Origin of the sequence: Nitratireductor kimnyeongensis (assembly GCF_019891395.1) — a bacterium.
GTDB classification, from domain to species: Bacteria; Pseudomonadota; Alphaproteobacteria; order Rhizobiales; family Rhizobiaceae; genus Nitratireductor; species Nitratireductor kimnyeongensis.
Window position 1 is genome coordinate 3,428,983 of record NZ_CP078143.1, and the last position, 19,569, is coordinate 3,448,551.

The window sequence follows — 19,569 nt, forward strand, 5'->3', positions numbered from 1 at the left end:
GATTTGAAAGGGAATGCGATGAGCAAACGCCATTCAGCAAAGTACAAACTTGATCGCCGTCTTGGCGAGAATATCTGGGGCCGTCCGAAGTCTCCGGTCAACCGTCGTGAATATGGCCCCGGCCAGCACGGTCAGCGCCGCAAGGGCAAGCTCTCAGACTTCGGTCTACAGCTGCGCGCCAAGCAGAAGCTGAAAGGTCACTACGGCGACATCTCGGAAAAGCAGTTCCGCAAGACCTACGACGAGGCAAACCGTCGCAAGGGCGACACCAACGAGAACCTGATCGGTCTCCTGGAGTCCCGCCTCGACGCCATCGTCTACCGCGCCAAGTTCGTTCCCACGATCTTCGCCGCGCGTCAGTTCGTGAACCACGGCCACGTTCTGGTCAACGGCCGCCGCGTCAACATCCCGTCCTACCGCTGCAAGGCCGGTGACGTGATCGAGGTCAAGGAAAAGTCGAAGCAGCTGGCCATCGTTCTGGAAGCAACGCAGCTCGCCGAGCGCGATGTTCCCGATTATGTCGAGGCTGATCACAACAAGATGGTTGCCACCTATCTGCGCATGCCTTCGATCTCCGACGTGCCCTATGCGGTGCATATGGAGCCGAACCTGGTTGTCGAGTTCTACTCGCGCTGATACGTTTCGACAGGTAATTCGGAAGGGGGCGTCCTGCCATTGGCCGGGCGCCTTCTTTTTTGTCTTCAGAGATTTATCGGGGTACTGCCATGAAAGGACTGGCCAGGGCGTCCAGTGTGCGAATGGGCTTGTTGCTGGCCTTTTTCGTCGCATTGTGGACGGTTTATGCCAGCCTCACCCAGCTCAATCTCGATGGCTTTGGCGATATGCTGGAAAACTACTCCTGGGGCATTGCCTGGGAACAGGGGTATTACAAGCACCCACCGCTGTTCGCCTGGATCACGGCAGCATGGTTTGCCGTGTTTCCCAATGAGGACTGGGCCTATTATCTCCTGTCGGCAGTCAACGGCGCAGCGCTCATGTTTGCGAGCTGGCGGATCGCCGTGCGGTTCCTCGATCCCTGGCGCGCGTTTCTGTCAACGGCGCTCTTCTTCTTTCTGCCGCCGGTCACATTCCTGGCTATAAAGTACAACGCCAATTCGGCCATGCTGCCTTTCTGGGCCGCGACCGTCTGGTTTTATCTGCGCTTTCTGGAAAAACGACGCTTCATTGATGCCGTAATTCTGGGTGCACTCGCGGCAGCTTCCGTGCTGATCAAGTATTTTTCGGCAGCACTACTGGGCGCGATCTGTCTTCATGTGCTTTTTGATCGCGAGGCACGTACACTGCTTTTGGAGCCTGTTGTCTGGGTCGCAAGCCTTGTGTTCCTGGTGTTGATGACACCGCATCTGGTCTGGCTTTTCGAGAACGAGTTTCTGCCGTTGACCTATGTCTCTGAACAGGGGGATGGCTCCCCGTGGATCGGGCTTACATCCGCGCCGCGTTTCCTCGCAGCCCTTTTGGCCTATCTGCTTCCAGTCGTTCTTGTTTTGCTGATCGCTATCCTGCGCAACGGCCGCGGTCCCTGGTTTGACGCTGGAGAATTCCTTGCCTTGCGGAACACGCTGGCAGGGCGCGCGCTCTTGTGGACCGGTTTCGGTTCCCTCGCGCTGACACTTCTTCTTGGTATCGTGTTCACCGTGCAGTTCAGCTCGGTATGGGCGCTTCCACTGTATTTCTCAGCGCCGACCTTTCTGCTGTTGTTCGTAAAGTCTGGACGCCTGGAGGTACAGAAGGCCGCCATTCCCGCGATCGTGATGATCTATGGTGCCTGTCTTCTTGCCTTGTCGCCGATCATCTATGCCGAGGAAGCGAAAAACACCTCCCACTACAACAACGTGCCGGTTCGCACCCTCGCAGGGCAGATCGAGAGTGCGTGGTATGCGCGGTACGATTTACCGCTCGCCTATGTTGCCGGTGACAAGATACTGGCCAGCGGTATGACCTTCTACACGGCCTCTCGCCCCTATTCCATGCAGGCCAATTCCTATGCATTGACGCCTTGGATTGCCCCTGAGGATGTGGCTCGGAAGGGGATGCTCATTGCCTGTCTCGAAGGTCAGAAAGCGTGCTTGAACAAGGCGATAGAGTTATCGAACGGTGGGCGCGATACTCAGGATCTGACGGTTCCTGGCTTCGGTGGAGACAGAAGCTGGACGGTGCGGATTTTCTTTGTACCACCCACCGGAAACGGGCTTTGAAGCCTTTTTCCGGAAATGGCTTGGTTTGCCGGAATTCGAGGTAAAACCCGTCGGTTTCGCCAAAAAGCTGGTCAAATTATCCGATTTTCGATGGACCATCGCGCGGCGAAAAAATTGAGGATCGCGCCGACGATGATCCCGACCAGCTTGGCCGCAAAGAGGCCGGTGAGGGGGGGCAGGAAATAGACGGCGAGCGACGATGATCCAAGCGAGATGATGCTGCCGCTGACGGCAAACTTTGCAAATGCCTTGTGCAGGTTGAACCGTTCTCCGCGCTCGAATGTCCAACGCGAATTGACCGCGAAGGAAAAGATCACGGCAACGCCCCAACCCAAAAAATTGGCGACCAGCGCGGGGAAAGACAATGCGACAAGTGCGCTGAATGTAGCGAGGTCTATCAGCGTGTTCAAAAGCCCGACAATTGCAAATCGGCCAAGCTTTTTTGTAACGGGACGATCGGCCTGCCGGTTCATGACGCAGCACGTTTCAGATCGAGGGAAGCACTTTGCAGGCGTAGGGGAAAGGCGTCGGAGGCGAGCGCATCCCGCTCCTCATGGCGGGCATCGGTGAACACGTCTCGCTGGCGCAGAACATCGTCCACCGTACCGGGATGGCACATAACTACGGCTCCATCCGGCGCCTTGTCCATGAAGAGATCGAGTGCGCGAGCAAAGGCACCCGGGCGACGCCAGTCATAGAAGCCGCAGAGGGGGCCTTCCACAACAAACCCGTGCCGGCGCATCTCGGCGTCGAAACCGCGCGCAAGAAGCCGCGCAACCACCACCTTTGCCTTCACGAGCGCAGGGACCGCGCGCAGGGTCGGCGAACCGCGAAGCCAGGGGCGTTCGCTCATTGAGCGATCAGCGAAGCGCCTTGCAAGCCATCCCCGGACAGCCGGCAGAAAATGGACATGCTGATGACCGTCGATGAATTCGGGATCTTGACCGAAGGCCTCGCGAAAGCGGTCAAGCTGGGCATCGGCCTCAATGCCAATTGTTTTGGCGTCGTGGCTCGCGAGCAGGCGCTTCAGGTTCGGCATCGTCCGACCTGTGGACAGGGCGGGGAAGTCGGTGAGGGTGAGATGCATGCCGACCGCGAAGGGACCACCAATTGCGGCAAGGGCGCGGGCCTCGCTCGACCAGTCATCGAAGAGCGTCATGCAGCCCGTGCCGCTCAGGTGTCCGGCCGCCAGCAGCGTGCGGATGGTCTCGCTGACACCGGGCGAAAAGCCGTAGTCGTCCGCGATCAGCCAGATCGAGCGCGCGCCGGGCTCAGCCATGCGTCGCCTTGCGAGAGGCCTTGGCCGTCTGTACCGCCGTGGCGGTGTGAGAGCCAGTGATGGATTTGACGATGTAATTGGGCCGGTTCTTCGCCTCACTCAATGCGGACCACACATACTCGCCCACAAGGCCCGTCAGCGCGAGGTTGAGACCGCCCAGAACGAGGACGGCGACGATGAGGCTCGGATAGCCGGGTACCGAGACACCGGTGAACAGAACCTCCAAAAGGATCTTGATGCCGTAGAGAAAACCAAGAATGGCGACACCGGTGCCGAACAAAGACACCATGCGCAACGGTACGACCGAGAAGGAAGTGAACCCTTCCAGCGAGAAGGCGATCAACCGGCGGCGCGACCATTTGCTTTCGCCACCCTGTCTTTCGGCAGGCTTGTAGAGGATGCGTTCCTGCTTGAACCCGGTCCAGGCATAGAGCCCCTTGTTGAAGCGGCGCTGGTCGCGCAACTGGCGCAGAGCCGCGGCAAACCGGCTGGTCATGACCCGGAAGTCACCCGCATTGGCCGGAATTTCGTAACGCTGGCCCATATTGATCAGCCAGTAGAAGCCATTGGCAAAATACCGGCCCAGCGAGCGGGTTTCCGCCCGATCGGAGCGCACGGCATAGACCATGTCCAGCTCGGAATCGGCCATGATGCGGCCGATCATGTCGAGGGCGACGTCGACCGTGTGCTGGAGATCCGCATCCATGAGGAGAACATAATCTCCTTCGGAATGATCGAGCCCGGCGAGGATGGCCGTTTCCTTGCCGAAATTGCGCGCAAGCGTGATGAGCGACCAATCGCCAGTCATGTGCTCGCCATAAAGCGCGCCGCCGTCATCCGTGCTGCCATCGTCGATAAAGACGAAATGCGTCTCAAGACCGAAGCGCTCCTTGACCTGCACGGCGAGATCGCCCGCCAGGGCAGAAAACCCGGCGACGCTTTCCCTCTCGTTCAAAAAGGGGACCAGAATGTCGAGCCGTTTGGCCACGCGCGCAATCTCCATAAATCCGTGTTATGCCCGCTGAAAGTTGAAAATGCCTATTCGTTAAGTCGCCTTGCTGCAAGGCTTCTGATAGGAAGGCGCGAAATCAGATGTACCGACAGAGGCGTGGCCATGCATAGCACCTTGGCGCAACCGAATGAACCGATCGACGTCATGGACGCTCCCACAGACGGTGGAGAGGACACGCCGCCATTCATGAAGGGCATGCCTTCCTCCGTCGAGTTCAACAAGCTGCGCAAGCGTCTTTTGCGGCAGACAAGACAGGCGATCGAGGATTTCGCCATGGTCACGCCGGGCGAACGCTGGCTGGTGGCGCTTTCAGGGGGCAAGGATTCCTACGGTCTGCTGGCCGTGCTTATGGATCTGCAATGGCGGGGGCTTCTGCCGGTCGAAATTCTGGCCTGCAATCTGGATCAGGGACAGCCGAATTTTCCGAAACACATTTTGCCGGACTATCTCGAAAGTCTCGGTGTGGCGCACCGGATCGAGTATCAGGACACCTATTCGGTGGTGACGGAGAAACTGCCCGAATCGAGCACCTACTGCTCGCTCTGCTCAAGGCTGCGGCGCGGGCATCTCTACCGGATCGCGCGGGAGGAGGGCTGTTCCTCGCTGGTGCTCGGCCATCACCGCGAGGATATTCTCGAAACCTTTTTCATGAACCTGTTTCACGGCGGGCGGCTTGCGGCGATGCCGCCCAAGCTTCTCAACGATGAAGGCGACGTGATGGTGCTGCGCCCGCTCAGCTATTGTGCGGAAACGGACATGGCAAAATTCGCCGATGCGATGAAGTTTCCCATCATTCCCTGTGACCTTTGCGGCAGCCAGGACGGACTGCAGCGCAACGCCATGAAGGCAATGCTGACGGATATCGAAAACCGCATGCCTGGGCGTAAGGACACGATGATCCGGGCGCTGACCAATGCGCGCCCGTCTCACCTGCTCGACCGGAAGCTCTTCGATTTCGCCGGGCTCACACGGGTGGATTGACCGCGTGGAACATGCGGCCGCGCTCTCCGATCAGAACCAGAGCGATGGCCACGAGACCGGTCAGGAAATAACCGGCTGCGAGGGGAACGGTGGAGCCGTCGAATGCCTGGCCGACGATGGCACCGATCACTCCACCGCCAACCGTGGTCAGGAAACCCTGTGTGGCGGCAGCCGTTCCCGCCACATGGCCCAGTGGCTCCATGGCGATGGAGTTGAAGTTCGCGCCGACCCAGCCGAACTGGAACATGGCCACTGAAAACAACACGAAGAACAGGCCGAAGGGCATGTAGCCCACCATGGCGAGCACCAGCCAGACAAAGCTGACGGACGTGAACCCGACAAGTGCGGTGTGCGACAGGCGGCGCATGCCGATGCGGCCAACCAGGCGCGAATTGGTGAAGGATGAAATCGCCATCAGACCGGCACCGACAGCGAACAGGATCGGAAACCAGTCTGCGAGGTCGAACGTGTCCGTATAGATCTGCTGCGCGGAGCTGATGAAACCGAACATCGCCCCGAAGATGCTGGTGGTCGCGAGCGTGTAGCACAGCGCTATGCGGTTCGTGAGCACATGGCCAAAGCCCTTCGTGACCGAGGAAAACGTCAGTTCGCGGCGGTTTTCCGGGGCCAGTGTTTCGGGCAGTCGCGTGGCGGCCCAGATGCCGAATATGACGGCGAGCACCGCCATCGCAACAAAGATCTCGGACCAATCGCCGAAGATCATGATGAGCTGGCCGATGCTCGGTGCAATGACCGGTATGACCATGAACACCATCATGACCATGGACAGCACTTCGGCCATCTGGCGTCCGCCGAACACGTCGCGAATGGCCGAGACGGCAATGACCCGGGTGGTTGCTGCACCGATGCCCTGAAGGAACCGCAGGACGAGAATGGCCGCAAAGCTGGGTGAAAAAGCGGCAAGCAGCGCTGCCGATACGTAAAGCGCGAGGCCAACGAAAAGAGGTGCGCGGCGACCAAATCGATCCGAAATGGGCCCGAAGATGAGCTGACCACCGCCAAGGCCGGCCAGATAGGCCGTTACAATGTACTGGCGCGCATTCTCGTCATTCACACCGAGTTCGGCGCCGATCTGTTGGAGGGCTGGAAGCATGATGTCGATGGCGAGCGCATTGAGCGACATGAGAGCGGCTGCAAGCGCGATAAACTCCGCTCGACCAAGAGGCTTGCGTGGTTGCAAAACATCTTTTGAAACGGGTTTTTCCATATCACTCTCCAACGATCATCCATCGCGCGTGCAATAAAACGCCGGTGCCGACGGAATCCCGCGGTGGCACGGCAGATGCGAGGCGTCAGCCTTACGGGCCAGTCTCACTTTTCCCGGAAAAGCGCTCATTTCCGGACGTGCTTCAGCCGAGGGAAATCATGCCCGCGACCGCAACGAGCGCCGGCAGGGTTGTTTGACATAACACCGACGCGAAAAAATGCGCTGGCAAAAGCCAACGCATCTAAAAAAAGAAGGCGCCCGAAGACGGGCGCTATCCGAAATTCAAAGTCAGGCGGCGCCTTTGGCTGCCACGCCTTTCTCGTTCAGAAATGCCTGCAACTCGCCGGCCTGAAACATTTCCCGGATGATATCGCATCCACCAACAAACTCGCCCTTCACGTAGAGCTGAGGAATGGTCGGCCAGTTGGAGTAATCTTTGATGCCCTGGCGGAGATCATCCGAGGTCAGCACGTTGATGCCTTTATAGTCGACATCGAGATAATCGAGAATCTGGACAACCTGCCCCGAAAAACCGCATTGGGGGAAGCCGGGTGTGCCCTTCATGAACAGCACCACGTCGCTGCCCTTGACTTCATTATCGATGAATTCGTTGATACCGCTCATCGCAAATCCTTTCATGACCGGGGTCAAGGCCCGGCATTGTCTTCCTCAATGGTTATGTATTGCACCCTCCCGCGGGGTGCAACGCCGCCGGTCAAAAACTTTTGGGTCTGCTCAATCCGGCGCGCTGGTCTGAAGGGCTAGCGCGTGGAGCGCACCGCCCATATTGCCTTTAAGGGCGTTGTAGACCATCTGGTGCTGCTGGACGCGCGACTTGCCCCGAAAGCTCTCTGCCACGACTTCTGCCGCGTAATGGTCGCCATCCCCCGCCAGATCGCGGATCGTGACCCGTGCGTCGGGGATGCCTTCCTTGATCAGGCGTTCGATATCGGCAGCGTTCATGGCCATGGGGCAGGGGTTCTCCAAATCAGTCCATATCATTCGAGATATGGCGGTTCCGGTGGGTCACGTCAATTGGTGGCGCAAAGCGCCCCGGCTCCATTCTGCAGGAGTCGGGGAAGATGCCTGCTCAGTCCATGAAGCTCGGGAACCACGCTTCATGAGCCTCTTTCAAGGCCGTCACCGCGACGGGCGCTGCATCGCCCAGCGCGAGAGCATCGTCGCCGGTCGTGCCAATGACGATGGTGGAAACGCCGGCTGCATCGGCTTTGGACCGAACAGCGTCGGCGTCCGCCGTCGTCACCACATAGCGGCCCTGATCCTCGCCGAAGAAGGCGGCAATGGGATTTGCGGGCGTTTCGACGATGGCACCGATGCCTGAGGCAATCGCCATTTCGGCCAATGCCACGGCGAGACCACCATCCGAGCAGTCATGTGCAGCCGAAACGGCACCCGAACGGATCAGGCCGCGCACGAGATCACCGGTGCGCTTTTCGTGGGTGAGATCGACAGGTGGGGGTGGGCCTTCGGCGCGACCGTGAATGTCGCGCAGATAGACCGACTGCCCGAGATGCGTGCCCCAGCTTTCCGGGGCGCCGATCAGTACGATGGCTTCGCCTTCTGCAGCGAACGCGGCGCGAGCGGCCTTTTGCCAGTCGGGAATGAGGCCGACGCCGGCAATGGTCGGAGTGGGCGGGATCGCCTCGCCAAGCGTCTCGTTGTAGAGCGAGACATTACCGGACACGATGGGGAAACCGAGTGCCGTACAGGCTTCGCCAATGCCTTTGATCGCATGGACGAGCTGGCCCATGATTTCCGGCTTTTCGGGATTGCCGAAATTGAGATTGTCGGTGGAGGCGAGCGGCTCGGCACCGGTGGCGGTGATGTTGCGCCAGCATTCGGCCACAGCCTGCTTGCCGCCTTCATAAGGATCGGCCTCGCAATAGCGCGGGGTGACATCGGAAGAGAAGGCGAGGGCCTTTTTCTCCTGCCCGTCGACACGGACCACACCGGCGTCTCCGCCTGGAAGGTGCAGCGAATTGCCCTGAATGAGCGTGTCATACTGCTCCCACACCCAGCGGCGGGAGGAGAGGTCCGGCGAATTGAGAAGTTTCAGGAGGCTTTCGGCAATGTCGGCTTCCGGCACGGGGCCGGTAAGCGGTGCCTTGTGCTTCGGAGCGACCCATGGGCGGTCATATTCAGGCGCTTCGTCGCCAAGCTCCTTGATCGGGAGATTGGCCACTTCCTCACCCTGATGCATGATGCGAAAGCGCAGATCGTCTGTCGTCTTGCCGACAATGGCAAAATCGAGCCCCCATTTGCGGAAGATGGCCTCGGCCTCGTCGCGCTTTTCGGGCTGAAGCACTATGAGCATGCGCTCCTGGCTTTCCGACAGCATCATCTCATAGGCGCTCATGCGCTCTTCGCGCACGGGAACCTTGTCGAGGTCGAGTTCGATACCGAGATCGCCCTTGGCGCCCATTTCGACAGCGGAACAGGTGAGGCCGGCTGCACCCATGTCCTGAATCGCGATGACGGCGCCGGTGGCCATCAGTTCGAGGCAGGCTTCGAGCAGGCATTTTTCGGTGAACGGATCGCCGACCTGAACGGTGGGGCGCTTTTCGTCGATGCCTTCGTCGAACTCGGCTGATGCCATGGTTGCGCCGCCAACGCCGTCACGGCCCGTCTTGGCACCGAGATAAACGACGGGCAGGCCGACGCCTTCGGCCTTGGAGTAGAAGATCGCGTTGGTTTCGGCGATGCCGGCGGCAAAGGCATTGACCAGAATGTTGCCATTGTAGCGGGCGTCAAAATTGACCTCGCCGCCAACGGTGGGAACGCCGAAGGAATTGCCATAGCCGCCAATGCCGGAGACGACGCCGGCCACGAGATGCCTCGTCTTGGGGTGGTCGGGCGCGCCAAAGCGAAGCGCGTTCATGGCGGCGACAGGGCGCGCGCCCATGGTGAAGACATCGCGCAGAATACCGCCGACGCCGGTGGCTGCACCCTGATAGGGCTCGATATAGGAGGGGTGGTTGTGGCTCTCCATCTTGAAGACCACGCATTGGCCGTCGCCGATGTCGACCACGCCGGCATTCTCGCCCGGCCCCTGGATGACCTGCGGCCCCGAAGTGGGCAGCGTGCGCAGCCATTTCTTCGAGCTTTTATAGGAACAGTGCTCGTTCCACATGGCCGAGAAGATACCAAGCTCGGTAAAGCTCGGCTCGCGGCCGATCAGATCGAGAATGCGCTGATACTCGTCGGGCTTGAGGCCGTGGGCGGCGATGAGGTCTTCGGTGATGGGGATGTGATTGGGAATGGTCATGTGGTCGGCATGGTCCCTGCAAAGGGGTTGCTTAGGCTATCTCGCGCCTGCGGTACAGCATTGCGCGCGGATAATCCACTTCCCTTTGCCGGTTTTCATCAACCGTAATTGCCAAACCCGCTGATTGGATTGTCGAGGAGGCTTCTGAGCTTCTTCAGGCCCTGTGTCACGGTCTCCCGGTTCTCGGGAACAGTGAAGGCGATGCGGGCACGGTGCACGGGGTGGCCGCCCCGGCCGACCTTGAATTCGTCCTCATCGTCAACCAGGACACCTTCCTCCATGGCCGCCTGTTTGAAGGTGCTGGAGAGCCAGGGTTCGGGCAGTTTCAGCCACAGGAAAGGGGCATTCGGATGAGAAGTGAAATCCTTCCCGGCGAGGATGGAGGCGGCGATCGAATGCCGGGCGGTGATCTCCGCGCGCACGCGGGTGTGAATGCTTGCGGCTTCTCCCGACAGGACGAGTTGGGCGGCCAGTTCGGCGAGCAGGAAAGGGATGCCGCCGGTGATCATTTTATGCGCGGTGAGGACACGCGAGACATAGGGCAGCGGGCTGGCGACCCAACCGCCGCGCACACCCGCCGCAACCGATTTGGACAGGCTGCCGACATGAAATGTGCGCTCAGGCGCCAGCGACGCGAAAAGAGGAGGCGTCGTTTCGAGAAGTGCGCCGTAAATATTGTCTTCGATCAGCCAGACATTGTGGGTCCTGGCAATCTCCACAATGGCATGCCGGCGCGCTTCGGGCATGGTCGCAAGTGTCGGATTGTGGAGCGAGGGAACCAGAAACACCATGCGGGGATGTTGCTGGGCGCAAACCCGTTCAAAATCCTCCGGCACCATGCCTTCGTCATCGATGGCGACAGAAAGCAGACGGCGGCCGATCACCGTGGCGCTGCGGGCGACATGGGAATAGGTGGATTGCTCGAATGCGATCCGGTCGCCGGGCACGGTCATGGCGGCAATGATTGCCAGTATGCCGGCGTGGCCGCCAAGTGTGGGGACAATGGCGTCCGGCTGCGGGCGCCACTCGCCGCGCGCAAGCCACCGGCTGCCCGCTTCAAGCCAGTGCGTGGGGAGCGCGCGGGTGTAGCTTGCGACGTCAGAAGGGTGCTCGCTGGCGATCCGTTCGGCCATCCGTGTGAGGATTTGCGCTTGGCCGACATTGGGGGCAGCAGTCGAGTCCATTCGGGTCTTGCCTGACTCCGGCACGGTGGCCCGTGTGCCTCCGAAGGGGTGGGATTGCGCCTCCGCCGAGCGGACGCTGCGTATGCGCTCAAGCACATAGGTGCCGCGACCGACTTCGCCAGACACAAGGCCGCGCTGGCGAACGAGCGTATAGGCCCGGCTCACAGTGCCGATCGTGACGCCGACGTCATAAGCAAGATTGCGCTGCGGCGGCAGCTTGGTTCCGGGCGGGAGCGTGCCGTTTTCGATATCGCGTTCGATCTGATCTGCGAGACGCACATAAAGAGGACCGGAACCGCGTTGAAGGTTTGGAAGCCAATTTGTCATCGTGACAATTATCTATATTGCACCGAATTTTGAGTCAATGCATAGGTTCAATCGCTCCAATGACCCAAAGGGAGTGATACAATGGAAGCAATCAAAACAGCCGCGGAAGGATGCAAACTGCGGAGGTCAGGCTTCGCGGAGACGGTGAACGATCCCGGACTTCATTCCACTCTGGACAGGCTCCGTACCTTGCTCGGCAAGCGCCGCAGCAGGCTGGCTTTGCTTGATCTCACAAACGATCAGTTGCGCGATATAGGTGTTTCGCGCGAAGAGGCCCGCCGCGAAGGGCTACGATCGTTCTGGGATTGATCAGGCAGCTTCTGCGAGCCTTGAAAGGGCTGCGTGAAGGGTCTTCCCGAGAAGCGGGATTTGTTCGAACCCGATGAAGGCCGGGGAACCGACCCTGCCTCTTAGACGGCGGCGTTGGCGCGAGACGGCTTTCCGCTTGCGATAAGACGGTCTACCAGCATGGCAATTCGCCCGAGGAATGCGAAAGTGAGCAGAATGACGGCGAGATAGACAAGGACACTCGGCCATCCATTCAATCGCGCATCCAGGAAGTAATAGGGAACTTCACCCGCGATCGGGGCGCGAACCAGGACATATGTCACATACAGCAGCGGATAGGCGAGCCAAAGGGGGAGGTGGCGCCAGGAAAGGCTGCCATCTGTACCGGCGAGCAGCCACCAGACCAGATAGAGCGCCGGCGCGACGTAGTGAAGCGCGACGTCGCATATCAGGAAAAGCCCCTTCGGCTCCCAGATCGCCGAAAGAAGCAGCCAGTAGACGAGGCCGACCAACAAAATCGCCACGGCGACGCCGGCACGGACCGAAGCCTTCTTGAAGAAGCGCGGCGCGCCAGACAAGGCCGCCAAGTGAACCAGAACCACCAGAATGTTTGTCAGAATGGTGAAATAGGAAAAATAATGGACGATGGACCCAACGAGGCTTCGTCCTGCCTCCATGGAAGCGGGTATGGTCAGAGTGAATTGTACGACAAGGGCAAGCAAGCCGACCACGAGGCCGGCAATGTTCAGGATTTTCGTCATGCAGATTCCCCTGGGCCGTATTACGAGCGCTTGCATTAGTCCGAGAATCTAAATTTAAAGTTTAGGCCTAAAGCATTGGCCTGATGCGATGCCCGAAAACATTCCCCTATCGCCAAGGGTATGCGTTCAGGAGTGGCGTCTGGCAACATCGCTCAAGGGGTTTGCCAGTTCAGCACTCGGAAGCTCCGCCCGACCAGCGCATGATGTCAGCGTTGACCCTTGCACCCGTCTGCGTCGATGCCAGGGGGCCGTAGGTCGAAATCGTTGTCGGAGAACCTGTTGCTTCGATGACAAGCAATGGCAGCCCCTGTTGATTTTTGCTGCGCATGATCAGGAGCCGTGGCCGCCCGACGCGCGTATCGAGCTCGGGAATCATATGAAGACCACGGAAGCGGCGATCACCCGAACGCATCCAGCATTTGGCACCATTGCTGTTGATGTTCTGCAGAGCAGCCACGGGGTTCGACGCATCGACCTCGAGATTGAGGGCGCCGCCCATGGGTTCCGTCTGGCATGCTGTCAGAAGAGACAGCGCTGTTATCAGCACGGCACCGGTAGCACAGCGAACGAGGCGTCGCAGGTTCAAGCCGGAATGGCCGGCGAAGCCCATCAGGCAGCCTTTCCAAGAAGGCTGGCAAAGAGCGCGCGACCGTCATCGCCACCATGGGCGGCCTCAATGAGGTTTTCGGGATGCGGCATCATGCCGAGCACGTTGCCGCTGTCGCTGACGATGCCGGCGATGTCGTTCACGGAGCCATTGGGATTGGTGCCCTCGGAATAGCGGAACGCAACCTGGCCTTCACCCTCGATCCGTTTCAATGTTTCATCATCGGCGAAATAATTGCCATCATGATGGGCAACCGGGCAGCGGATGATCTGGCCCTGCGCATAACCGCGCGTGAAGGCGGTGTTGGCGTTGGTGACTTCGAGCTTCACCTCGCGGCACACGAATTTCAAAGAGGCGTTGCGCATGAGAGCGCCGGGCAGGAGGCCCATCTCAAGCAGAACCTGAAACCCGTTGCACACGCCCATGACGAGAACGCCCTTGCGGGCTTTCTCGGCCACGGCCTGCATGACCGGCATGCGCGCGGCGATTGCGCCACAGCGCAGATAGTCGCCATAGGAGAAGCCGCCGGGAATGACCACCAGGTCGACATCGGGAAGCTCGGTCTCGGTCTGCCAGACGGTGATCGGCGCTATTCCGGAAATCCTGGTAAGCGCGGCGATCATGTCGCGGTCGCGATTGAGGCCGGGGAGCTGGATGATGGCTGATTTCATGGGTTCTGATCGCTTGGGCTGGGATCGTATGGTTTCTGCGGGCCTTCGGCCAATTCACGGAGTTCGAGGCGGCGTTCTATGCGTTCAGGGCGATCGTGATGACGTCCAAGGATACCGTAGATGTTGTGGGTATCCTGCTGGATCGCAATCATATGCCCCCGGATGGAGATCAACTCCTGGCGGATCTCCGATTGGCCGGCTTCAAGCTTGTCCATGCGACCCTGCATGCTTTTGAGGATCTCGTAAGGCAGCTCGTTGGTGACGTCGCCCATAATGGTCTTTATCCACAACCTCAGGTAACGGAGACAGTGTAGTCCTCAATCACCGTGTTCGCCAGAAGCTTTTCGCACATGGCATTGAGGTCGCTCTCGGCCTTGGCCTTGTCGGAACCCTCAAGTTCCAGATCGAAGACCTTGCCCTGGCGCACCGAACCTACCCCGGAAAAACCGAGCGCATCGAGCGCGCCTTCGATGGCTTTTCCCTGCGGGTCCAGAACGCCATTCTTCAACGTCACGGTGACGCGGGCCTTGATCACTTTGCTGCTCCCTACATGTCCTGAAACGGCCTAGTGGCGCGTCTTGTTGTCTTTGGAGGATACGAGGACCGGGCCATTGCCGCGTGGCGGTTCGTTCTCGTTCATGATGCCGAGGCGGCGCGCGACTTCCTGATAGGCCTCGACCAGCCCGCCCATGTCGCGGCGAAAACGGTCCTTGTCCATCTTGTCCTGCGTGGTGGTGTCCCACAGGCGGCAGGAATCGGGCGAAATCTCATCCGCCACGATCACACGCATCATCTCGTTTTCCCACAAACGCCCGCATTCCATCTTGAAATCGACAAGCTGGATGCCGACGCCGAGGAAAAGGCCGGTGAGGAAATCGTTGACGCGGATGGCGAGCGCCATCATGTCGTCAATCTCCTGGGGGCTGGCCCAGCCGAAAGCCGTGATGTGCTCTTCGGAGACCATCGGATCGTCCAGAGCATCGGCCTTGTAGTAGAACTCTATGATCGAACGGGGCAGAACGGTGCCCTCCTCGATGCCCAGCCGCTTGGCGAGCGAGCCGGCGGCGACATTGCGCACGACGATTTCGAGCGGAATGATCTCCACTTCCTTGATCAACTGCTCGCGCATGTTGAGGCGGCGTATGAAGTGAGTCGGGATGCCGATCCGGTTCAGATGCTCGAAAATATATTCCGAGATCCGGTTGTTGAGCACGCCCTTGCCGTCGACAATTTCGTGCTTCTTCTTGTTGAAGGCGGTGGCGTCGTCCTTGAAGAACTGGATCAAGGTGCCGGGCTCGGGGCCTTCATAAAGAATTTTGGCCTTGCCCTCATAGATGCGGCGACGACGGTTCATGTCTTTTCCTGGTCCGTTGCCTAAACAGGGAAACTTCGCGCGGAAGTTCCGCAATGCGGCAGTTTCATGGATGCATTGTTTCACGCGGTCTCTAGCGCAAACCCACTCTTACCACAATTGCCATTTGTGTTAGCCAACGTCTTTGTGCCCTGCCGGCACAGGGCAGGTGGGGCAAACGAGCGTATTGACCCGGGGCGGGGCTTCTGGTTTCTGCTCTCCAAACAGTTGTTTCAGCATCGCCAGCCGATGCGCGAGCCGGAGGATTTGCAATATGGCCAACATGAAAGATCGCGAAGACGCGTTCGAAAACAAGTTCGTTCACGACGAAACCCAGAAATTCAAGGCCATGGCGCGCCGCAACAAGCTTCTGGGTCTGTGGGCCGCCGATCTTCTGGGCAAGAGCGGTGATGAAGCGGAAGCCTATGCACGTGAAGTCGTGAATGCGGATTTCGAAGAAGCCGGGGATGACGACGTGTTCCGCAAGGTACGCAAGGATTTTGATGTGGCGGGCGTTCAGCAGTCGGATCACCAGATTCGCCGCACGATGGACGAATTGCTCGCAACGGCGATCGAGCAGGTCAAGAACAGCGAGTAGAATCGTGTCGACACTGTCACTGGCCGCGCTGCTTGAAGCAGGCGAGAGCGTTTTCTCCGCCTGGTCTTCCATTCCCGATTCGCAGACTGTCGAACTCGTAGCGGGGCTGGATTTCGGCGCTGTGACGCTCGACATGCAGCATGGCGGACATCACGAAGACAGCGTGCTGCGTGGAATTGGCGGTATCCGGCTCAATCGAAAGCATCCGATGGTGCGCATTCCTGTCGGTCGTTTCGATATGGCGAGCCGCGCGCTCGATATGGGAGCAGAGGCGGTGATCGCTCCGATGGTGAATTCGGTGCAGGACGCCCGCGCTTTCGCAGCCGCGATGAAATATCCGCCAACCGGGCTGCGCTCCTGGGGGCCAAGCTTTGCCATGCCGCGTTCTGGGAAGAGCGACGGGCAGGCCTGGCTTGAAACGGCCAATGCCGAAACGATCGCGTTTGCAATGATCGAGACCCGACAGGCGCTCTCGGCACTTGACGATGTTCTGGCGGTCGACGGGATAGACGGTGTTCTGGTCGGCCCGTCGGACTTTTCCATCGCATGGTCGAATGGCAGGACGGTGGATCCCGCGCTCGAGGACATGATGCCGGCAATCGAAACAATCGCGCAGAAGACGCGTGCGGCGGGCAAGCACGCCGCCATCTACGTGGTCGATCCCGGCCTTGTCGGGCGTTTTCACGAGATGGGTTTCAGGCTTTTCGCGCTAGGGGCGGAAGCCGCCTACATGCAGGAAGGCGCACCCGCCATGCTGAAGGCTGCGCGCGATTCCATCAAGTTCTAGCGGTGCGTCCCATCAAAGTTGCTGGACAAATTTTGCAAAGGTCATGGAGCCTTCAGGCCACGGCCCGAAACCCGATTCGGCATTGATGTGGCCGGATTCGCCAGCGTCCATAAAAAGCGATCCCCACGCAGCCGCGATGTCTTCGGCGACATCGAAGGCACAGAAATGGTCGTTTCGGCTGGCGATGGTGATCGACGGGAACGGCAGCGGATCGCGCGGGTAGGGGCCGAACGTCATCAGGTGTTTCGGCCTGATCTTGCTGTTGGAGACATCAGGGGGAGCAACGAAGAACGCCCCAGCCACCGGCTTCTGGAATTCAGGAATTGCCTGAACGGCCGTGGCAACGCCCAGCGAGTGGGCAACGAGAACGACCGGCTTCTCCGCTTCGTTGACGGCCTTGACGACATTGGCCACCCAGTCGTCACGCACGGGTTTCGACCACGCTTCCTGCTCGACACGGCGCGCCGATTTCAGGCGTTCCTGCCAGCGGGTCTGCCAGTGGTCGGGCCCGGAATTCGTATAACCGGGAATGATGAGGATGTCGGCGTCTGAAGCTTTCATGGCCGGCCATGTAGCCATCGTGTTCGTGCCATGCAAGTGCTCGGGCAGGTTCCGACGCTGTTTCTGGATATTTCGAACGATATTTCCTGATTGTCATCGAATATGTGAACGAAGTGTTTGCCGGTAGCGCGCTTGCGCTGGGGATCGCGACACGCCAGTTTCCATGAAAACATGGTGGTTCGCCGTTTGGGCAAGCCATCGAAATCCTTGGAGAATAGGCAATGAATGGTACCCCCTTCGCTGCGACCACGCCGGTGAGGATCGGCCGCGTTGGTTTGAAAGCACGTCACGCGCGAAACTTGGCCGCGTTCTATGCCGATCTCCTGGGCTTTCAGGAGATGGACGGCGAGGATGGCGCGATTGCGCTGGGGATCGGTGACCGCACGCTGATGGAAATCGCCGAAGACCGCACCGCCGAACCGGATGACCCGCGAGGGGCAGGGCTTTTTCACACGGCGTTCCTGCTGCCCGAACGGGCTGACCTGGCGCGCTGGGCGCTCTTTGCCCGCGACCGGAACATGCAGCTTGAAGGCGCTTCAGACCATCTGGTGAGTGAAGCGCTCTATCTTTCCGACCCGGAAGGCAACGGCATCGAGATCTACGCCGACCGGCCACCTGAAAGCTGGACCAGGAACGAGGACGGCATTGCGATGGCGACCGAGCGGCTTGATTTCTCGAGCCTGTTGTCCACCCTGGCGGACGGCGATACAGGCTGGCAGGGTGCGCCGGAAAACACGGTGATCGGCCATGTGCATTTGCGGGTGGGCGATCCGAAGACGGCGGAAACCTGGTGGCATGAGGCGCAGGGCTTCGACACGATGACGCGCTACGGCACGCAGGCGGTGTTTCTGGCAACGGGCGGTTACCACCACCACATCGGAGCCAACAGCTGGCGCAGTGCCGGGGCGGGCAAACGCAATCCCAACCGCACGGGACTTTCCTGGCTTGAACTGAAGAGCAGGAATGCGACAGCGGAGAAGGAGTATGCCGACCCGTGGGGCACGGTGATCCGCGTGTCTCCAACGCGCTGAGGTGGATTGGTCGAAAAAATCAAAACGCCGGCGTATCGGGTGATGCGCCGGCGTTTTTGCGTCTCAAGGCGGGAATATCAGCTTTCGCCGAAGACCCGCTCGAAGATCGTGTCCACATGCTTGGTGTGGTAACCAAGGTCGAATTTTTCGCGGATTTCGTCTTCCGAGAGCGCGGCGCGCACATCCTTGTCGCCCAGAAGCTCTTCAAGGAAATCGGCACCCTGTTCCCAGACCTTCATGGCATTTCTCTGCACCAGCCGATAGGCATCCTCGCGTGACACGCCCGCCTGGGTGAGCGCCAGAAGCACACGCTGCGAATGGACGAGGCCGCGGAACTTGTTGAGGTTCTTGTCCATGGTTTCGGGATAGACGACCAGCTTTTCCATCATGCCGGTCAGACGCATGAGAGCGAAATCGAGCGTGACGGTGGCATCCGGGCCGATCATGCGCTCCACGGAGGAGTGCGAAATGTCGCGCTCGTGCCAGAGCGCCACGTTCTCCATGGCGGGCATGGCGTAGGCGCGCACCATGCGGGCAAGGCCGGTCAGATTTTCCGACAGGACCGGGTTGCGCTTGTGCGGCATGGCCGACGAGCCCTTCTGGCCCGGCGAGAAGTACTCTTCCGCCTCCAGAACCTCGGTGCGCTGCAGGTGACGCACCTCGACCGAGAGCCGCTCGATGGAGGAGGCGATCACGGCGAGCGTGGCGAAATACATGGCATGGCGATCACGCGGGATGACCTGTGTGGAGACCGGCTCTGGCTTCAGGCCCATCTTCTCCGCAACGTGGGCCTCGACGCTGGGATCGATGTTGGCAAAGGTGCCGACCGCGCCGGAGATGGCGCAGGTAGCGATTTCCTCACGCGCGTTGATGAGGCGAGTACGGCAGCGCTCGAACTCGGCATAGGCCTGCGCCAGCTTGACGCCGAAGGTGGTCGGCTCGGCATGGATGCCGTGGCTGCGGCCAATGGTGACGGTATCCTTGTGCTCGAAAGCGCGTTTCTTCAAGGCGGCGAGCAGCTTGTCGAGATCGTCCAGAAGGATATCGGTGGCGCGCACGAGCTGGACGCTGAGGCAGGTGTCGAGCACATCCGAAGAGGTCATGCCCTGGTGCACGAAGCGGGCCTCGGGGCCGACGATCTCTGCCAGATGCGTCAGGAAGGCGATGACGTCATGCTTCGTTTCGCGCTCGATCTCGTCAATGCGGTCGATATCGAAGGTGGCATTGCCTGCCTTTTCCCAGATGGTCTTGGCGGCTTCCTTCGGCACGATGCCGAGCTCGGCCATCGCGTCTGCGGCGTGAGCCTCGATTTCGAACCAGATGCGGAACTTGGTCTCGGGCGACCAGATTGCGGCCATTTCCGGCCGCGAATAGCGCGGGATCATGCGTGCCTTGCCTTCC

General features: G+C 59.8%; 23 protein-coding genes. 7 read left to right on the forward strand and 16 right to left on the reverse strand.

Annotated features, from left to right (window positions below):
- Positions 1 to 18: 18 nt before the first annotated feature.
- Both rpsD and KW403_RS16260 read left to right on the forward strand, forming a co-directional pair.
- Positions 19 to 636 (forward strand): 30S ribosomal protein S4, encoded by a 618-nt coding sequence (gene rpsD / locus KW403_RS16255; RefSeq protein WP_223020463.1) that lies wholly within the window; start codon positions 19 to 21, stop codon positions 634 to 636.
- Between the two features lie 89 nt (positions 637 to 725).
- Positions 726 to 2,216 (forward strand): glycosyltransferase family 39 protein, encoded by a 1,491-nt coding sequence (locus KW403_RS16260; RefSeq protein WP_246637819.1) that lies wholly within the window; start codon positions 726 to 728, stop codon positions 2,214 to 2,216.
- Positions 2,217 to 2,287: 71 nt separating this feature from the next.
- On the opposite strand, the gene KW403_RS16265 is transcribed toward KW403_RS16260, so the two are convergent.
- Genes KW403_RS16265 through KW403_RS16275 form a run of 3 tightly spaced genes read right to left on the reverse strand, consistent with a single transcriptional unit; the run spans position 2,288 to position 4,483 of the window.
- Positions 2,288 to 2,689, reverse strand: coding sequence for a GtrA family protein (locus KW403_RS16265; protein ID WP_223020464.1), 402 nt, complete (start codon positions 2,687 to 2,689; stop codon positions 2,288 to 2,290).
- Positions 2,686 to 3,495 carry a ChbG/HpnK family deacetylase gene (locus KW403_RS16270; RefSeq protein ID WP_223020465.1) on the reverse strand — a complete coding sequence of 270 codons (810 nt, stop codon included), beginning with the start codon at positions 3,493 to 3,495 and terminating at the stop codon, positions 2,686 to 2,688. The genes KW403_RS16265 and KW403_RS16270 overlap by 4 nt, the downstream gene beginning before the upstream one ends.
- Positions 3,488 to 4,483 (reverse strand): glycosyltransferase family 2 protein, encoded by a 996-nt coding sequence (locus tag KW403_RS16275; RefSeq protein ID WP_223020466.1) that lies wholly within the window; start codon positions 4,481 to 4,483, stop codon positions 3,488 to 3,490. Before KW403_RS16275 ends, KW403_RS16270 begins: the two co-directional genes overlap by 8 nt.
- Positions 4,484 to 4,651: 168 nt before the next feature.
- Between KW403_RS16275 and ttcA the strand changes: the two genes are divergently transcribed.
- Positions 4,652 to 5,488: a tRNA 2-thiocytidine(32) synthetase TtcA gene (ttcA, locus tag KW403_RS16280; RefSeq protein ID WP_246637976.1), complete on the forward strand. Its 837-nt coding sequence runs from the start codon at positions 4,652 to 4,654 to the stop codon at positions 5,486 to 5,488.
- Here the strand turns inward: ttcA and KW403_RS16285 are convergent.
- The 5 genes from KW403_RS16285 to KW403_RS16305 all read right to left on the reverse strand — a co-directional run bounded on the left by KW403_RS16285 (position 5,472) and on the right by KW403_RS16305 (position 11,513).
- Positions 5,472 to 6,716, reverse strand: coding sequence for a multidrug effflux MFS transporter (locus KW403_RS16285; RefSeq protein ID WP_223020468.1), 1,245 nt, complete (start codon positions 6,714 to 6,716; stop codon positions 5,472 to 5,474). The genes ttcA and KW403_RS16285 overlap by 17 nt on opposite strands.
- Positions 6,717 to 7,004: 288 nt before the next feature.
- A complete protein-coding gene (gene grxD, locus KW403_RS16290) occupies positions 7,005 to 7,340 on the reverse strand; it encodes a Grx4 family monothiol glutaredoxin (protein ID WP_223020469.1) in 336 nt (111 codons plus the stop codon).
- A 111-nt stretch (positions 7,341 to 7,451) separates the two neighbouring features.
- Positions 7,452 to 7,685: a BolA family protein gene (locus KW403_RS16295; RefSeq protein WP_223020470.1), complete on the reverse strand. Its 234-nt coding sequence runs from the start codon at positions 7,683 to 7,685 to the stop codon at positions 7,452 to 7,454.
- A gap of 121 nt (positions 7,686 to 7,806) precedes the next feature.
- Positions 7,807 to 10,002: a phosphoribosylformylglycinamidine synthase subunit PurL gene (gene purL, locus KW403_RS16300; protein WP_223020471.1), complete on the reverse strand. Its 2,196-nt coding sequence runs from the start codon at positions 10,000 to 10,002 to the stop codon at positions 7,807 to 7,809.
- A 98-nt stretch (positions 10,003 to 10,100) separates the two neighbouring features.
- Complete coding sequence (locus KW403_RS16305) at positions 10,101 to 11,513, reverse strand: aminotransferase-like domain-containing protein (protein WP_223020472.1); 1,413 nt, start codon at positions 11,511 to 11,513, stop codon at positions 10,101 to 10,103.
- 81 nt (positions 11,514 to 11,594) lie between these two features.
- On the opposite strand from KW403_RS16305, the gene KW403_RS16310 reads away from it, so the two are divergent.
- Positions 11,595 to 11,822, forward strand: a complete 228-nt coding sequence (locus KW403_RS16310) for a DUF1127 domain-containing protein (RefSeq protein ID WP_223020473.1) — start codon at positions 11,595 to 11,597, stop codon at positions 11,820 to 11,822.
- A 101-nt stretch (positions 11,823 to 11,923) separates the two neighbouring features.
- Here the strand turns inward: KW403_RS16310 and KW403_RS16315 are convergent, their stop codons facing one another.
- The 6 genes from KW403_RS16315 to purC form a co-directional block, all read right to left on the reverse strand.
- On the reverse strand, positions 11,924 to 12,562 hold the full coding sequence (locus KW403_RS16315; protein WP_223020474.1) for a Pr6Pr family membrane protein: 639 nt from the start codon (positions 12,560 to 12,562) through the stop codon (positions 11,924 to 11,926).
- 169 nt (positions 12,563 to 12,731) lie between these two features.
- Complete coding sequence (locus KW403_RS16320) at positions 12,732 to 13,172, reverse strand: hypothetical protein (protein WP_223020475.1); 441 nt, start codon at positions 13,170 to 13,172, stop codon at positions 12,732 to 12,734.
- The gene (gene purQ / locus KW403_RS16325) at positions 13,172 to 13,840 is read right to left on the reverse strand and encodes a phosphoribosylformylglycinamidine synthase subunit PurQ (RefSeq protein ID WP_223020476.1); all 669 of its coding nucleotides are present in this window, start codon (positions 13,838 to 13,840) and stop codon (positions 13,172 to 13,174) included. Before purQ ends, KW403_RS16320 begins: the two co-directional genes overlap by 1 nt.
- Positions 13,837 to 14,112, reverse strand: a complete 276-nt coding sequence (locus KW403_RS16330; protein ID WP_223020477.1) for a hypothetical protein — start codon at positions 14,110 to 14,112, stop codon at positions 13,837 to 13,839. The genes purQ and KW403_RS16330 overlap by 4 nt, the downstream gene beginning before the upstream one ends.
- Positions 14,113 to 14,132: 20 nt before the next feature.
- Positions 14,133 to 14,375, reverse strand: coding sequence for a phosphoribosylformylglycinamidine synthase subunit PurS (gene purS / locus KW403_RS16335; protein WP_223020478.1), 243 nt, complete (start codon positions 14,373 to 14,375; stop codon positions 14,133 to 14,135).
- A 30-nt stretch (positions 14,376 to 14,405) separates the two neighbouring features.
- Positions 14,406 to 15,194 (reverse strand): phosphoribosylaminoimidazolesuccinocarboxamide synthase, encoded by a 789-nt coding sequence (gene purC, locus KW403_RS16340; protein ID WP_223020479.1) that lies wholly within the window; start codon positions 15,192 to 15,194, stop codon positions 14,406 to 14,408.
- A 271-nt stretch (positions 15,195 to 15,465) separates the two neighbouring features.
- On the opposite strand from purC, the gene KW403_RS16345 reads away from it, so the two are divergent.
- Together KW403_RS16345 and KW403_RS16350 are read left to right on the forward strand one after the other, a co-directional pair.
- Positions 15,466 to 15,789: a DUF1476 domain-containing protein gene (locus KW403_RS16345; protein WP_223020480.1), complete on the forward strand. Its 324-nt coding sequence runs from the start codon at positions 15,466 to 15,468 to the stop codon at positions 15,787 to 15,789.
- Between the two features lie 13 nt (positions 15,790 to 15,802).
- Positions 15,803 to 16,576, forward strand: coding sequence for an HpcH/HpaI aldolase family protein (locus KW403_RS16350; protein WP_223022611.1), 774 nt, complete (start codon positions 15,803 to 15,805; stop codon positions 16,574 to 16,576).
- Positions 16,577 to 16,588: 12 nt separating this feature from the next.
- On the opposite strand, the gene KW403_RS16355 is transcribed toward KW403_RS16350, so the two are convergent.
- Positions 16,589 to 17,137 (reverse strand): RBBP9/YdeN family alpha/beta hydrolase, encoded by a 549-nt coding sequence (locus KW403_RS16355; protein ID WP_223020481.1) that lies wholly within the window; start codon positions 17,135 to 17,137, stop codon positions 16,589 to 16,591.
- A 221-nt stretch (positions 17,138 to 17,358) separates the two neighbouring features.
- Between KW403_RS16355 and KW403_RS16360 the strand changes: the two genes are divergently transcribed.
- Positions 17,359 to 18,168 carry a VOC family protein gene (locus tag KW403_RS16360; protein WP_223020482.1) on the forward strand — a complete coding sequence of 270 codons (810 nt, stop codon included), beginning with the start codon at positions 17,359 to 17,361 and terminating at the stop codon, positions 18,166 to 18,168.
- A 77-nt stretch (positions 18,169 to 18,245) separates the two neighbouring features.
- On the opposite strand, the gene purB is transcribed toward KW403_RS16360, so the two are convergent.
- Positions 18,246 to 19,553, reverse strand: a complete 1,308-nt coding sequence (gene purB / locus KW403_RS16365) for an adenylosuccinate lyase (RefSeq protein WP_223022612.1) — start codon at positions 19,551 to 19,553, stop codon at positions 18,246 to 18,248.
- Positions 19,554 to 19,569: the final 16 nt, after the last annotated feature.

Excerpts from the sequence above, each read along its gene's own strand:
- purQ (WP_223020476.1), bottom strand. The coding sequence starts at position 13,840 with ATGAAATCAGCCATCATCCAGCTCCCCGGCCTCAATCGCGACCGCGAC.
- KW403_RS16295 (WP_223020470.1), bottom strand. The coding sequence starts at position 7,685 with ATGGCCATGAACGCTGCCGATATCGAACGCCTGATCAAGGAAGGCATC.
- KW403_RS16305 (WP_223020472.1), bottom strand. The coding sequence starts at position 11,513 with ATGACAAATTGGCTTCCAAACCTTCAACGCGGTTCCGGTCCTCTTTAT.
- KW403_RS16315 (WP_223020474.1), bottom strand. The coding sequence starts at position 12,562 with ATGACGAAAATCCTGAACATTGCCGGCCTCGTGGTCGGCTTGCTTGCC.
- KW403_RS16260 (WP_246637819.1), top strand. The coding sequence starts at position 726 with ATGAAAGGACTGGCCAGGGCGTCCAGTGTGCGAATGGGCTTGTTGCTG.
- KW403_RS16320 (WP_223020475.1), bottom strand. The coding sequence starts at position 13,172 with ATGGGCTTCGCCGGCCATTCCGGCTTGAACCTGCGACGCCTCGTTCGC.
- ttcA (WP_246637976.1), top strand. The coding sequence starts at position 4,652 with ATGGACGCTCCCACAGACGGTGGAGAGGACACGCCGCCATTCATGAAG.
- KW403_RS16330 (WP_223020477.1), bottom strand. The coding sequence starts at position 14,112 with ATGGGCGACGTCACCAACGAGCTGCCTTACGAGATCCTCAAAAGCATG.
- KW403_RS16270 (WP_223020465.1), bottom strand. The coding sequence starts at position 3,495 with ATGGCTGAGCCCGGCGCGCGCTCGATCTGGCTGATCGCGGACGACTAC.
- KW403_RS16360 (WP_223020482.1), top strand. The coding sequence starts at position 17,359 with ATGAATGGTACCCCCTTCGCTGCGACCACGCCGGTGAGGATCGGCCGC.
- KW403_RS16265 (WP_223020464.1), bottom strand. The coding sequence starts at position 2,689 with ATGAACCGGCAGGCCGATCGTCCCGTTACAAAAAAGCTTGGCCGATTT.
- rpsD (WP_223020463.1), top strand. The coding sequence starts at position 19 with ATGAGCAAACGCCATTCAGCAAAGTACAAACTTGATCGCCGTCTTGGC.
- KW403_RS16355 (WP_223020481.1), bottom strand. The coding sequence starts at position 17,137 with ATGAAAGCTTCAGACGCCGACATCCTCATCATTCCCGGTTATACGAAT.
- grxD (WP_223020469.1), bottom strand. The coding sequence starts at position 7,340 with ATGAGCGGTATCAACGAATTCATCGATAATGAAGTCAAGGGCAGCGAC.
- purL (WP_223020471.1), bottom strand. The coding sequence starts at position 10,002 with ATGACCATTCCCAATCACATCCCCATCACCGAAGACCTCATCGCCGCC.
- purB (WP_223022612.1), bottom strand. The coding sequence starts at position 19,553 with ATGATCCCGCGCTATTCGCGGCCGGAAATGGCCGCAATCTGGTCGCCC.
- KW403_RS16285 (WP_223020468.1), bottom strand. The coding sequence starts at position 6,716 with ATGGAAAAACCCGTTTCAAAAGATGTTTTGCAACCACGCAAGCCTCTT.
- purC (WP_223020479.1), bottom strand. The coding sequence starts at position 15,194 with ATGAACCGTCGTCGCCGCATCTATGAGGGCAAGGCCAAAATTCTTTAT.
- KW403_RS16310 (WP_223020473.1), top strand. The coding sequence starts at position 11,595 with ATGGAAGCAATCAAAACAGCCGCGGAAGGATGCAAACTGCGGAGGTCA.
- KW403_RS16345 (WP_223020480.1), top strand. The coding sequence starts at position 15,466 with ATGGCCAACATGAAAGATCGCGAAGACGCGTTCGAAAACAAGTTCGTT.